Source organism: Streptomyces aureocirculatus (assembly GCF_000720475.1).
Taxonomy (GTDB): Bacteria; Actinomycetota; Actinomycetes; order Streptomycetales; family Streptomycetaceae; genus Streptomyces; species Streptomyces aureocirculatus.
Map to the genome: position 1 here is coordinate 25184 of NZ_JOAP01000088.1, position 13096 is coordinate 38279.

The following is a 13096-nucleotide window of genomic DNA, read 5'->3' on the forward strand; positions in this document are numbered from 1 at the left end:
AGAAGTGGGAGCCGTTCGCTAGAGCGTTTCTCCGGCGAGGGCGGTGGTGTGCAGTCCGGGTGAGGCGGAGTAGAGCACTGTGCGGGCGCCGGGTTGCGTGCCGTACTGGCGGGTGCGGTCGAGGAGGTCCAGGACGGAGGCGCCGCCACGGTTGCCGCTCGCGTACGCCCTCCAGGTGGGGTCCAGCAGGTCGGGGGGCCAGCCGTCGGGCAGGGAGTCGCGCATCTGCTCCAGGACACGGGGCCCGCCGGGGTGGGCCAGGAGCAGGTCCGGTCGCCAGTGGGGCCCGTAGCGGGTGTCCAGCCACTGCCAGATGGGGGGCAGGCTTGCTGCCATCGCCCGCGGTCCTGCCCGGTCCATGCGGAAGTGCACGCCGTCGGCTTCGCTTTCCAGGCGGTGCAGGTGGGCGGTGTGCGGGAGGGTGGCGTGGTGGGCTGCGTCCAGGCGCAGCCAGTGGCCGGTGCGGTGGCGGCCGGTGACGGCGATGGCGGCGGCGCAGTCGCTGAACAGGAGCCTGGTCATGAGGGCGTCGATGCTGTTGTCCGCGGGCTGGTAGGTGGTGCTGAGGGCTTCGGAGACCACGAGCAGCACCACGGTGTCGGGGTGGGCGGCGACCAAGCGGGCGGCGAGGGCCAGGCCGCGGGTGGAGGCGCCGCAGGCCCACTGGGTGACGGGGATGCTCATCACGTCGTCGCGGAGCCCGAGTTGGGAGACCAGGTGGACGTCGAGGCCGGGCAGGGTGGGGACGGTGCTGTTGCTGACGATCAAGGCGTCGACGTCCCTCGGGTGCAGGCCCGCACGCTGGAGGGCGTTCTCGGCGGCACGCTGTCCGTAGGTGCATACCTGCTCCCAGGCCGGTTTCGTGCGCTCAGCGGCGGTCTGGCACGCCGGTGCCGCCGTGAGGGCAGCCAGTGACCGTTCCACTGACTCGGGGGGCAGGTCCGCTTCTGCGAGGGCTCGCCGTGCGCCGTCAGTGCCGCCCAGCAGGCCGAGTCCGTTCAGGCCGCGCCTGGTTGCGGCTTGAAGCGGCAGCATCCAGCCACGGGTGGAGATGTTGGTGGCGTGTGCGAGGGCGGGTGCGCGGTCGGCGACCGGCCCGGGGTGAGCGGCACGGAACTCGTCGACGATGGCGTCGGTGGTGATTGGGTGGGCTCCGTCGATGGACGCGGCCGGCCAGCAGTACAGCGGCATCAGGTCACCTCTCGCATCAGGTCCATGAAGATCACGCGACAGCCGGGTGCGCCCAGGGGCTGGGCGGCGGCGGAGTCCATGAGCATGACCTCCCCCGTTGTGCCGTGGCGTATCCGCCGCCGGTCACCATCAGGGTGCAGGTAGGGGTCGCGGCGCTGGCGCCACAGGGCGCGCACCGTCTCGTCTTGCAGGATGTGGTCGCGGATCTGGCGCAGGCGGGCGTGGTCGGGGTGGGCCAGCAGGGCGTAGTGGAGCTGGCTGACGGCGAGCGGAGCCCAGTGTCCGGCCCAGTCGATCATCACGGTCTCGCGGGCGGAAGGTGTGCCGAGGATCCAGCACATGATGTTGTCGGGCATGGCGTTGTTCCATACCGCGTGGGCATGGGGGTTGGCGACGACGACGTCCCAGCCAGATGTAGGCGGGTGTGGGCACCTGCTGGATGAGGCGGTGCCAGACCGCGGGGACCGTGGTTGCTGCGCCCGGGTGCAGGCTCGCGCTCGGGGAGGGCTGCTGGCCGTAGACCGCCAGCCACAGCACCCCCCACTCCTCCTCCGACAGACGCAGCACGTTGGCCACGGCCCGCAGGGTGGTGGCTGTCGGTGCGGCGATGAGTCCGCGCTCCAGACGTCCGGTGGTGCGTTCCGGTAGCCCGGCTAGCAGGTCCACCTCTTCCTGGCTGAGCCCTCGGTGCGCGGGCCCTGTCAGGGGCGCCGCGGTGAGCCCGGCCTTCAGCCTCAAGGGGCCAAGGGCCGGGTAGGTCGCGGGGGCGCAGCGGGCGCGGGCGGTGCGCAGCAGCAGGCGCAGCCCCGCGGGGTCACATACCGGCATGCTGCCTCCCACTGGACCCCCGGGGGTCCTACACCCGCCGAATAGTTTCTGATTCAACATGGCACAACGGTGCGTCTACACGAGGATCACTCTTCGCCGCAGAATCGGCCAGTGGCGCGGTTGTCCCGGTTTCCTCCCCCGCCCCGCGGGCCAGGCCGCACGTCTTGCTGCGGCGCCGGGCGCCGCACGCGCCTGAGCTGCTGCCTTGGCAGGCGCCCCGCTTCGTCGATGCACGGCAGGTGATCGTTTCTATGCACGACCGAATACCTCCCGACCCGTCCGCTGGCCCCGCTCCCGGCACCCCTCTCACGCCGCTGGGCCGCCCTTTCGCCCTCGCCCAGCGCACCGCTCCTGGTGTGTGCTCGTGCCCGGCCGCGGCCCGCTGTGACGCGCCCGGCCGGCACCCCCGCGACGAGCGCTGGTGGCAGGCCCCCATCCCGGCAGCCGACCTCGCCCCGCGCACGCCGCGCGCGGTGGTGCTCGTGCACACCGTAGTGCGCAGCTGGGTCTGGACACAGATCCCGGCCGCCTGGCCCACCGGCACCAGTGCGCGCCACCCCCGGCTGCTGCCCCGCCCGAGGCGCTTCAGATGATCGGGCCCGGCGCATGGGTTCCCGTGCCCGCCGCTTCCTGGGACGGCGAAACAGCCATCTGGGCCCGCGGCATCGCCACCGGCCCGCTCCCCCTCGCCGCGCTGGATGCCCTGCTCGCGCAGCTGCTGGCCGTCCGCCAGCGCAAAGCCGAGCTTCCCGCACCCCGCCCCGCCGTCGGAGACGAACGGTGACCCCCCACGCCGCAATCAGCTCGGGCGCCGAGCCGGCAACCGGCCCAACCCGCCGAGTGCCTCTCCAGCCCGCCCGGGCCCACTTCACCTACCAGCGCGAGGAAAGTGCTCTGCCCACCGTGGTGCCCTTCGCCCGGCACCAGGCCACCGCCACCCTGACCCGCTGGCTGCCCCACCACACCGACTTCATCGCCGACGCAGCCCTGGTCGTCGACGAACTCCTCACCAACGCCTGGCGGCATTCCCGGCTCATCGGCATGCTCCTGATCCTGCACCCCACCGCCGTGCCCGGATCCGCGCACCTGTACATCGCCGTCCACGACTCCCGGCCGCACAAGCCGCCGGCGCCCCGCCGGCCCCCGCACCACGCAGAGCACGGCCGTGGCCTGCTCCTGATCGACTGCCTCGCCCACAGCCACGGCACCGCCCTCTACCCCGGACACAAGGCGGTATGGGCACGCCTCAACCTTCCCTGACAGCTTCGTAGCTGGCCACGATGCCCGCCTCGCGGGCGGAACACCGACGCCAAGGTCGTCCATGACAACGCGGTCAGCCACCGCCTGGCGTCCAGGGGCAGAACTTCGCGCGCCTCCGCCGCTGGATCGCTGATTCTCTGGGGGTTCGAGCTGTTGCCGCGGTAGAGATTCCGCGTTGATGCAGCTCGGCGCCAGTGTCTGCGACTCTACCCAGTGCAACAGGTGTGGAGCTATCGCCGGATCGGATGAGTTCAGCGAGTCTCCCGAGGGCCGTGGTTGAGTGCTCGGGTCAGTTCTCGGTTCGCGGCTCGTGACGCGTCGAGCTCGTCGGTTCGCTCGTTCAACTCGTCGTGCACGTCGGCGAGTTGTTGTTCCAGTCTCGTGATCTGTCGTTGCAGTTGATCGACGTCAACGGGGGCGCCGAGTCCCGAGTCAGCCCAGGCTGATTGCCCCATCGACTCGGAAAGCCGTTTCTCCAACTGTCGGACCCGTGTCTGCAGGCGGGTGTTCCGCTCAAGAGCGTTGGCCAGGTCCGCTTGGAGCGAGGCCCTGCTCACGGCAGTTTGGCGGCCTTCCGGCGGCGGTGCTGCGGCGGCAGCATGGACGCGTTCGAGCAGGTCCCGGTGGCGATAGAGGAACGTGCGGTCCACTCGCGCCGTGCGGGCGAGCGAGGCGACGGTGATGTCCTCGCCGGCCCGCAGGGCGGCGTCGAGGGCCTTAAGAACGCGTTCGCGGCGCCGGGCCGAGTCGGCTCGGCGCCCCTCGATCATGCTGGTCATGCGGTTCGCTCCGGGCGGATGTTGGGCAGGGGCTGGCGGATGCGGGGCATCCCGAGTGAGACGACTTGGCGGCTGCGGCGGACTAGGGTGACGGCCTCCTGGATCTTCAGGCGGTCGTCGTCGGTGAGGTCGTCGAGGTCTTCCCTGAGACGGCGGACCAGGCGGCGGACTCGGGTGATCTCCTCATCGGAGGGCATCGCCTCGTCCCTCGCCCAACCGTCGGCGTGGGCGAAGGCGGCCAGGCGTTCGCGGTTTCGCAGCAGGTCGGCGAGGTATGCCTCCAGGTCGGGCAGGTAGGAGATGTCCGTGCGGAAGTGACCGCAGCCGACGCAGCGGAAACGGACTGGGCAGTCGTGGCCGCCGGCTGCGACGTTCGACGGTTCGGTGCAGACGCCGTAGGGGACGGCGACCTCGCCGACGGCCCGGCGCGCGTGCTCGGAGTCGAGCAGGGCCTTGGCTGTGCGCCAGACACGTTTGCCGTGCCGGTCGAATTGCATCGTGGTGACGCGGTCGACGGCTTCACGGCGCCGCTCCTGCCCAACCCTGTAGTAACGCTGGGTAGTGCCGAGTTCGCGATGGTCCATCAGGACCTTGAGGACGTCGACCGGAATCCCGGCATCGGCATGCCGCTGGGCATAGGTGTGCCGGTAGGCATAGAGAACAACTTTCGACTTGTCGAAAGGCAGCATCTTCGTCACCCGCTCGCCGTCGACCTCGACCAAGGTGGGAACAAGGATCTTGGGAAGGGAAGTCACCCAGGCTCGGTGCTGGTCCCCGATCGTGTTGTGCGCCATCGGTTTGGTGCCATGCGGATTGGTCACCACGGAGGGCAGCAGTCGGAGGTCTTTGCTGGGAGTATGAGGAAATCGATCCCTGGTTCGCTGCTGCTGCGTCACGATGAGGGCGGCTGTGGTTTCGGAGATGGGAAGGCGCCGCCCGTTTCTGAGTGCCTTGTGGTTGTCGTAGATCAGAACAGGCTGTCCATCGCCATCTTTGTCAAGGCAGTCCCAAGGTAGCTTAGCGATCTCGCCCGGGCGCCGACCGGTATCGATCAGCAGCTCAATCGCTGTGCGGCTCTGCGTGTCTGCAACCATGTCTAGGTGGGCGCAGATTTGACGCATCACCTCAACCGGAAGATCCCGGCCAGCCTCAGTGTCTTCAGGGTCATCCGGAATATCTCCTTCGCGAAGACAGAAATCGTCCGCCAGCCCGTGGAGAATCTGGCCCCGCTGCGTGAGACCCAGAGTCCGCATACGGATCAGCAATCGACGGCAGGCACGGGCATCTTCGCAGTGGCGGGACGCTGCGATCTCCCCTTTCTCCCGGAGATACCGCAGTCGATTGAGGAAGAGAGTGATGTCCTCCCTGGTGAGCAGACGCAGATCTACACCGCCGTCAGATCGGTTGAGCCGCAAACTCTCGGAGAGACGGGCCATAGCATTGACCTGTCGCTGGACCGTTCCTGTGGCGGTCGGGCCCCGACGACGTGGAACATCATCCAGAGCCCATGCCTTCGTTGCCTCGCGCAACCACGGTTGGGTGATCGCCTCGAAGTGCAAGCGGCCCTTCAGGCCGAAGACCGACCCGATCCAAGTGTCCTTTTTCCGTTCCGTTTCTGCAGACAGTCGGGAATGCGTAACGTGTTTGAGGAAGGTCTTGGCCCACCTTTTTGAGCTGCCCGAGAGATCGTCGCTATCCAACTGGCTGAGCGAGTCAAGTTGCTGTCGACGAACCTTGTCGCAGAGTGGCCGCAGCTGATAGTCATGCAGCTTCATCCCCGCAGCAAGGCATTCCTGCATCGCATAGAGGAACTCGGCAGCGACATGGTCGGACAGGCCGCGCAGGCTGATGACGCCCTGTTCGGGGACGGCTGGTTCGGTCCGCCGCCAGGCGTCTTCGTCCACGGGGCGGTGTTTGCGCCATCGATGCTCGTGGGCGCGGCAATAAGGGGGAGCCTCTCGGGCCCGGTCACGAAGGCATGCCTCGACCAGGCAAGGACCAAACGCCGGCAGAGGCTGAGCCTGCGGGCTTCGGATGAACTCTTCCAGTGACAGACGAGAGCGGTTGCACTGAAGACGGTGCATATAGCACAAGCGCCCGGGGGCCGTCTCCCAAGGTCGAGCGCACTTGGGAACATGGCAGTTGGAGACCCCGATTCCTCGCCACCGCCGTCCGACTGTAGCCACGAATACCTCGAACGTCAGCCCGCTTTTTTCCCACCTCCTCCCACACCCACCGCATAGCCCGTGATACTTGGCGTGCTGCAGCCGCTGCTTGCAGTCGGAGAGTAGGCAAGTCGTGGCACCGACAAGCGGGTGGTCAATGGGGAAGACGACAATCCTGACTGCGGGGTCCCAGCCCACCATGGTCAGGAATTCCGGGGTCACTTTCTCCATCAGATCCAGGGCAGATTGCCCACGGCCCGCCGGAGAGTGGGAAGCGCTGAGAGCCTTCACTTCCTCACCCCGTCGATCACAGTCCGCGGAGAAGGAACCCGCTCGACGGCTGCGCGCAAGCGGGACGGTTTGGGGTGCAGGTAGGGACGGGCTGAATTTGGGTGTTTCTGTCCCAAGAGAGCCTGCACCTCGTCGAGGGTGCCACCAGCGTCACTGACGTTGCTGGCCATGGCATGTCGACACATGTGCGGAGCGATATTCCGCCCGAGTCCAGCCCTCTTCGCCAGCGACTCGACGAGCTCGCCGATCGCGTCTGGGGTGACGGGCGTGCCATAGGGTGGACGGAAGAGATTGACCAGGATGAAGTCGCTGCCGCCGGCGCCGAGCAGCCCGTGCCGTTCAAGCATGTATTGGTCGAATGCTTGCACCACCAGGAAGTCCACGGGCAGTGCGTGCGACTTCCGGGATTTCGACCATGCATTGTTGACGTTCTGGCGCCGGACGACATGAAGGTGGGCGCCCTCAATATCGCAGCCCAGCGACCGGGAGTCCATCAGCAAGTGGGCATCCGTCCGCCGCAGGCCCGCTACCTGGCCTCGACGGAGGCCCACTCGGGCCAGTAGCAGGACAATTAGACGGTCCCTGGCTGATCGGCAGGCCAGGAACATGGCCACGATCTCCTCGTCGCTGGCCCGGTCGACATCGGTCTCCGGCTCCTGGAGCCGATGGCGGGCCCGCAGCCGGTAACGCAGACTGCTGTCCTCACCACGGGCCTCGGACGGCAGGTCGTTCGTGTCGCCGAGCTCGTAGATCTGTTCAAGGACCCAACCCGGGACGCTCTTGTTCACCACCCCGTGGGCGAGGAATCCGCGGACCGCAGTGAGTACCTTGTTGATGCGTCCATCGGTGCGGACCGGCTTCGAGCCGGGGCCCGGGACCACGACGCGGCGCTCGCCGCCGTTCCCGGGCGTCCACCGCAGCCAGAGCATGAACAGTCCCATATCCTGGGCCGCAGTCCGCCAGTCACGCTTGGTGAGCAAGCACCAGGTCAAAAACAGGCAGATGCCCTCTGCATACGCCTTCGTCGTTGTCTCCGCGCGACCGCGGCCCAGCCGAAGTTCCCGCAGGAACCGATCCGCCTCGTCGACCGACACCAGGTCGTCGTCCACCACAGTCCAGTACCGGGTGCCTGAAGGCATCCGCACAGGGAAAGCACGCATCCGTACCTCTTCTCCACGAGCCAATCGCAACGATCCGCCGCAGAGCCACAACCCCCCGAGAACCGTCGTAGCAGGCCCAACGAGGGGGCTGACTACGACGTCACACCACGGTTCCCGAACCCCCAGAGAACGCCGAGGGGGAACGTCGCGAAACCGAGAAGGCACGGGGTCGCGCGCACCGGCCGCCGCCTCCGGACTGGGTGATCGAGACGGGGGTGGGCGTGAACCGGAACCCGGTGTACGTGCACCGCGGGGGCTGCCACATGATCGGCACACGGTCCCGTGGCGTCGACCGCGACCAGGCCCTGCACGCGCTCGCCGGAGGCGTTGACGCCTGTCCGCACTGCCGCCCGGACACCGAGCTTGGGGTGCTCGACTGATGACTTCTCCCGCCCCCTTGCGCGTGTAGCGTTCGCTACGCCACAGTAGGGACGTAGCGAACGCTACACCGGGGGGTCTGATGAACACCACCGCCGCCGCCATCAGAGCCCGCGACACCGTCGCCACCGTCCGCACCTGGTGCGGCATCGGAGCCGTCGCCGCAGTCAAGCGGGCCGGTCGCTGGATCATCGACACTGCCTCCCTCGCCGCCCGCATCGCCATCGGCCGCATGCGCACCCGGAAAGCCACCGCCATGGGGTTCGCACCGCTCTCGCGTACCGAGTTCGAGCAGGCCGCGGCCGCACTCGGCATCCGCACCACCCAAGGACACCCGCTGCCACGGCGAGTACGTCGCCTACACGGCCACCGGCGCCCCCTACAACGACACGCCGAACTGGTGGCTCCATCCGCCGGGGCGCAACCCTCGCCGCCGAAGGCTTCACTCGGCCCTGCCCGCCGCAGCTACCCCCACGAGTGCGACATCTGCGGCCTCGACGCCCGCACGTGCGACTGCCGCTGAGCCCACCACCGACCACGCAATCCCACCAGGAGTAGACGTGAACGACTACGAGAGCGCCCCGCAGATCCCCGTGCGTTTCTGGCTCGGTGAATGCTGGACCGAGGGCCCCGACGTGGACCTGAACGGGGACATCGAGCAGGAGGTCACGGCCCTGCCCCGCGTTGGCGAAGTGGTTCGATGGCAAGAGACTCATCTCTTCGAGACCGTCGCCGTACTCCACTACGTGACGCCCTTCGGCGTCACCTACCACGCGCACCTGGACCCGGCAGAAGATGCGGCTCGGGAACGTCTGCACCGTCTCGGCGGTCTCTGCCTGCGGGATCGGTTCATCCTCGCGCACCAGAGCGGCACCCCCATCCCCCAGATCGCGCAGGACGCGGACCTCGGCCCCTCCGACGTCCTCCGCTACATGCGGGAACAGACCGAACTGGCGGCGGCCGACAGCCGGGACCTGGCCGCCGAGGTGACGTCCGGCGGAACCGACGGGATCGACATCGCCGGTCTCGACACAGGTGCGGTTCTGGCCGCCCTCTGGAACCATCTGCCGACGGCGAAGGGCGAACGCGAGTCCCCGCTGTCCGTCGAAGAGGCGCGCACGCTGTTCGACGAGCGGCAGGGGTGCGTCGACGCGCTGCATGGGCGCCGCATGCAGGTGGTGCTGACTGGTGACCGATTCAACGCCTGGCTCTACAACCAGCAGGCCATGCCGGTCGGCTGGGACTACGACAGTCCGGGTGCCGCCACCGCGCAGGCCGTGATCGAGCACCTGCGTGCCACCGGCGAGGTCACAGGGGCTCCGCTGCGCAGCTACGCGGAACGCCAGCAGTCCATGGAGGCGCGTCTGACCGCTGTGCTTGGGAGCGACCACTGAGCAGCGCCAACAAACTCCCTAATGGAGACCACGATGGACATCACGACGCAGCCCAGCGCCAAGGGCATCCACATCGTCCGCACGATCGGCGACCAGAAGTGGGCCGAGGATCACGGGACCTGGAAGGTGCCCGGGGTTCGCCTGGATCTGCGGGACGGGCGCCAACTGCTCGCCGTCTGCAAGCTGGAAGTTGCGGCCCAGGACGCCGAGGAGCGGGCCAAGACCGCGGCGGCCGAGATTGAGCCGTGGGTGACGACCCTGCACGCCCTCGCGATCGTCGACGACCAGCGCAGCAAGCTCGCCGCAGTCGAGTCTCTGGTGATGCGCATCGAAGAGGAGGAGGCCTACGGCTGGGTGGAGCCGACCACCCTCGACGAGCTGTTCGCCTACGCGCACCAGAGCGAGATCGACGCGATGCAGAAGCCTGGCTGCTCTCCGCTCGGCGTGTTGATCACGGCACGTGTGCGCGGGCAGATCTCGCGCGGGCTGCGCCTGGCACTGGCACACGCGCCGTCGCCAGACGAGGCTCCCATCCACCCTGCATGGGAGCAGCCCCCGATCGGTGAGCTGTCCGGCGAACCGACGGTTCAGCGCGTGGCAAGGGATCTTCTTGCCGCTTGGGCCGATGTGCGTGACGCCCGCGATCCTCTGATCACGTGGGCAGTGCAGGGTGCTGGTCTTGAGCGCACCGCGGTCCAGCAGATCACGAAGGTGGCCAGGACGACGATCAACCGGATGCTGCCCTGAGAGTGGCGTGAGGTAGGGCCCGAGGTATGGACGCACTGATCAGGTAGACGTACCGTCGTGGTGCAACACCACCTGGGGGGCCTTCTCGTCGGCCCGCCGTTCCCCTGGAGCGGCGGGCCGCGGGCTGTCCAGGTCAGCGCCGCCTGCAACCGAAGGGTACCCGCCGCGCGTAAATCCCTCGGCTGTCGGACGCTGGGTCTGTGGAGTATCCGGTAGAGGTCGCGCTCGCGCAGGCAGTTCCGGCGCTGCCCACTGGTCCGGGCTGGTGGTATGAACCTAAGTTCGATGGTTCTCCAGACACTTAAATGTGTCTCATCAGATCCACTGTGGCTTCTCGGGCAGTGCTTCCGTAGGTTCAAGATCGTCACTTCTGGAATCTTCGAGGGGCGTTCTTGGAGCTGTTCTTTACCGACAAACACAAGGTCTGGAAGGTCGGCGATGTAGCGGGCCTAGGCCGTGCCGAATTGAACGGCTTGTTCGAACGGCGTCGGATACCTACGGGCACTCCGATCCTGCTCGACGGGGCGATGCGGCCGGTGGAGCCGGTGTCAACGTGGTTCCGGTCGTTGGCTCTCGACGGCACGGACGCGAAGACGATGCGGTCTTATGCCTACTCGGTGCTCATGCTGATCAACTTCCTGCTTGCGCGGGGTGCCGACCTGCGGTCAGCCACGGAGGCCGACATCAAAGAGTTCCGTGTCTGGCGGCGGGAAGAGGCGGAAGAGACCGTTCAGGAAGCGTCCTGGGATCGGGATGTCGCCGCCATCGGCCGCCTCTACGCCTTCCTCAAGGACATCGGCTTCGTCGAGACACGACCCTGGCGATCGACGGGACGAGGGTTGTCTCTGGGGAGTGGAACCAGCCATGACCTGCGGGTTCGACACATGGAACTGGATCAGTACCTCTACTGCCGGGATGTGGGGTTCGGCGGGCTTACCCCGGACGCGGGCCTGGACGAGACGTTCCGTGGTTGGCGGCCACACCGCAATCGGGCGGCCTGTGAGCTGGCGCTGTTGACCGGCATGCGGATTCAGGAGTGGTCCACGCTGCTGCTGCCCGAGCTCGGTCTCATGGATGGTCAACGCTCGCCGACCACCGTCATCGACCTGGCCGAGTGCGCGAAGTACAGCCGCCCGCGGACGGTCTACGTCCCGGCGGATGCGATGGAACTGCTGGATCCCTACCTGCTGATCGAGCGTCCGGAGATCGTGGCGTCAGCACAGCGCACGTTACGCAGACGTTCCCGCGAACTGTTCGTGATTCAGCGGGTCGAGGCCGACGGCCGGCGCGTCCTCTCCCAACGCCTCACCCCTGCCCTCACCACGCAGGCCGCCGCCTACCTGCGCGGTGCCGGGCCAGGGCGCCGGGCCCGCACCGACGACGGAGAGCCGTACATCACAGCGCCGCACGGGATGACCGCCGAAGCCGCCTCCGGGACCACTCGGCACGCCGTCGTCACCGTTAATCGACTACGCCCTGCGGACGACGTCTGAGAGGTCATTGTCAGTGCCACCAGCGAAGATACCTTTATGACGATCACAATGAAGAACTACGGGCTCACCTGGACCGACACCGCGGGCGTTCCCCGCGCCTCCACCGCCAGCTACGACAAGGCCAGCGCCGAACACCGCAAGCAGCAACTCGGGACAGGACTGCACCAGAGTCGAGGTCAGCGAGACGAAGATCGGGGAACAACTCGAACCGAAGGCGTGACCCCGCTAAAAGCGTGTTGCAGAAGGCTCTGGTCATGCAGGTCGGAGCGGGGTTGTGCCCTGTCTGATCAGGCGGCGAGGGCGAGGTTGTGCATGTGTGCGACGGCCTGGACCGCGTGGTGGAGACCAGAGCCGCGCTGTCGGCAGTCTCGGAGGATCTTGTAGTGCTTCATGCGGGCGAAGGCGTGCTCGACGCGGGCCCGCACCCTTCGCCGGTCCCAACTCGTCGAAGGCCCACAGATGGTCGACGGGCTCCCACCTCAGCCGCCCCGGCGGCACCGTCTTGACCAGGGAAATGATCCGGGACCGTTCCTCCTCGGTGATCCGCCGCTTACGGCTCTGCCCACCCAGATCATCCACACCCCGCAGACCCGCCCGGTTGAAGCGGTGCAGCCAGTAGCGGGCCGTCTTTTGGCTGCAGTCCAGCTCCAATGCGATCGCCGGTACCCGCAGACCCGACCAGCTCAGCTCGATCATCCGGGCCCGCATCACCGCATCTCGCGGAGCCCTCCGCGCCCGCGCCAGGCGGCAAACGACAGCCCGCTCATCCTCGTCACGCTCCGGCCGTGCCCATAAAACCATCGCCCAGCACCCGCCCCCGAGCACCCGCAACTACCCCGCCACCAGGAGATATACCCAGCGAAAGAGGAATCCAGCAGTAGTCATGTGGGCAGAATCCACGCGGCCGTGGTGACTCGTTCTGTAGCTGGGCAGTATTCGGCCCAGGCGATGTCCCACGGGGGGAGGGCATGGCGGGGGCCGGCATCCGCAGGCCGGTCGTGGCCTGTGGGACGGGGGTGGGAGCCGGGTCAGCTGCCGCAGGCGCATCCGGCGGCGCCGGCCGTGACTGGCTCGGCGTTGGCGGTCTGCTCGCCGCCGCCGACGGAGCTCTTGCCGAGCTGATCGGCGTCGGTCTTGACGACGTAGACCTCCCAGGGCTCCTTGCCGGTGTGGACCCAGACCTTGTCCAGGAGGGCATAACAGCAGGACGTGTCGTTCTCCTCGAACGTCGCCAGGCTGGCGTCCATGGGACGGGGGGTCGCGGCGGTGACCTCCTCGTGGACTCGACCTCGACGCCGAGGCGGCCCAGGCGGGTCTCCTCGTCGGGGGCGCCCTCGATCAGGACGCGCTCGGCCTGTACGTGACTGGGGACGTACTCTCACCCCTCCTCAAGCAGAGGGGCGTCCTGCC

The 13096-nt window shown here is 67.7% G+C and carries 11 protein-coding genes and 6 pseudogenes; 8 read left to right on the plus strand and 9 right to left on the minus strand.

All coding sequences use genetic code 11. The features are described 5' to 3' along the window. Positions 1–18 precede the first annotated feature (18 nt). The 3 genes and pseudogenes from IG78_RS0139580 to IG78_RS52945 form a co-directional block, all read right to left on the minus strand. A complete protein-coding gene (locus IG78_RS0139580; protein ID WP_030574117.1) occupies positions 19–1191 on the minus strand; it encodes a beta-ketoacyl-[acyl-carrier-protein] synthase family protein in 1173 nt (390 codons plus the stop codon). Next, a pseudogene (locus IG78_RS51990) lies at positions 1191–1589 on the minus strand (MmyB family transcriptional regulator); the annotation flags it as partial. The pseudogene IG78_RS51990 and the gene IG78_RS0139580, both read right to left, overlap by 1 nt. Before the next feature lie 154 nt (positions 1590–1743). Then, positions 1744–2079: pseudogene (locus IG78_RS52945) on the minus strand (helix-turn-helix domain-containing protein); the annotation flags it as partial. Between the two features lie 529 nt (positions 2080–2608). Here IG78_RS52945 and IG78_RS49865 point away from each other — a divergent pair. Both IG78_RS49865 and IG78_RS49870 read left to right on the plus strand, forming a co-directional pair. Further along, the gene (locus IG78_RS49865) at positions 2609–2803 is read left to right on the plus strand and encodes a hypothetical protein (RefSeq protein ID WP_030574123.1); all 195 of its coding nucleotides are present in this window, start codon (positions 2609–2611) and stop codon (positions 2801–2803) included. A gap of 56 nt (positions 2804–2859) precedes the next feature. After that, positions 2860–3279 (plus strand): ATP-binding protein, encoded by a 420-nt coding sequence (locus IG78_RS49870; protein ID WP_051853506.1) that lies wholly within the window; start codon positions 2860–2862, stop codon positions 3277–3279. Positions 3280–3530: 251 nt separating this feature from the next. Here IG78_RS49870 and IG78_RS43420 read toward each other — a convergent pair whose 3' ends face one another. The 3 genes from IG78_RS43420 to IG78_RS0139610 form a co-directional block, all read right to left on the minus strand. After that, entirely contained in the window at positions 3531–4058 is a 528-nt protein-coding gene (locus tag IG78_RS43420; protein ID WP_078965944.1) for a DUF6262 family protein, read from the minus strand. Beyond that, complete coding sequence (locus IG78_RS50820) at positions 4055–5962, minus strand: tyrosine-type recombinase/integrase (protein ID WP_199813366.1); 1908 nt, start codon at positions 5960–5962, stop codon at positions 4055–4057. The genes IG78_RS43420 and IG78_RS50820 overlap by 4 nt, the downstream gene beginning before the upstream one ends. A gap of 548 nt (positions 5963–6510) precedes the next feature. Continuing rightward, on the minus strand, positions 6511–7623 hold the full coding sequence (locus IG78_RS0139610; RefSeq protein ID WP_225882412.1) for a tyrosine-type recombinase/integrase: 1113 nt from the start codon (positions 7621–7623) through the stop codon (positions 6511–6513). Between the two features lie 251 nt (positions 7624–7874). Here IG78_RS0139610 and IG78_RS43425 point away from each other — a divergent pair, with 251 nt between their 5' ends. The 6 genes and pseudogenes from IG78_RS43425 to IG78_RS53080 form a co-directional block, all read left to right on the plus strand. Then, positions 7875–8054, plus strand: a complete 180-nt coding sequence (locus IG78_RS43425; protein WP_037687582.1) for a DUF6233 domain-containing protein — start codon at positions 7875–7877, stop codon at positions 8052–8054. An 80-nt stretch (positions 8055–8134) separates the two neighbouring features. After that, positions 8135–8575, plus strand: a complete 441-nt coding sequence (locus IG78_RS0139620; RefSeq protein WP_030574140.1) for a hypothetical protein — start codon at positions 8135–8137, stop codon at positions 8573–8575. Between the two features lie 37 nt (positions 8576–8612). Further along, on the plus strand, positions 8613–9446 hold the full coding sequence (locus tag IG78_RS0139625; RefSeq protein WP_030574142.1) for a hypothetical protein: 834 nt from the start codon (positions 8613–8615) through the stop codon (positions 9444–9446). 33 nt (positions 9447–9479) lie between these two features. Beyond that, positions 9480–10193: a hypothetical protein gene (locus IG78_RS0139630; RefSeq protein WP_157856035.1), complete on the plus strand. Its 714-nt coding sequence runs from the start codon at positions 9480–9482 to the stop codon at positions 10191–10193. A gap of 392 nt (positions 10194–10585) precedes the next feature. Next, positions 10586–11686: a site-specific integrase gene (locus IG78_RS0139635; protein ID WP_051853509.1), complete on the plus strand. Its 1101-nt coding sequence runs from the start codon at positions 10586–10588 to the stop codon at positions 11684–11686. 48 nt (positions 11687–11734) lie between these two features. Then, positions 11735–11824: pseudogene (locus IG78_RS53080) on the plus strand (hypothetical protein); the annotation flags it as partial. A 149-nt stretch (positions 11825–11973) separates the two neighbouring features. On the opposite strand, the pseudogene IG78_RS51995 reads toward IG78_RS53080, so the two are convergent. From IG78_RS51995 to IG78_RS43430, 3 pseudogenes are all read right to left on the minus strand, one after another. Next, positions 11974–12117 (minus strand): annotated as a pseudogene (locus IG78_RS51995) (IS5/IS1182 family transposase); the annotation flags it as partial. Between the two features lie 49 nt (positions 12118–12166). Next, a pseudogene (locus IG78_RS52500) lies at positions 12167–12487 on the minus strand (helix-turn-helix domain-containing protein); the annotation flags it as partial. A gap of 227 nt (positions 12488–12714) precedes the next feature. Continuing rightward, positions 12715–13031: pseudogene (locus tag IG78_RS43430) on the minus strand (glyoxalase/bleomycin resistance/dioxygenase family protein); the annotation flags it as partial. Positions 13032–13096 lie beyond the last annotated feature (65 nt).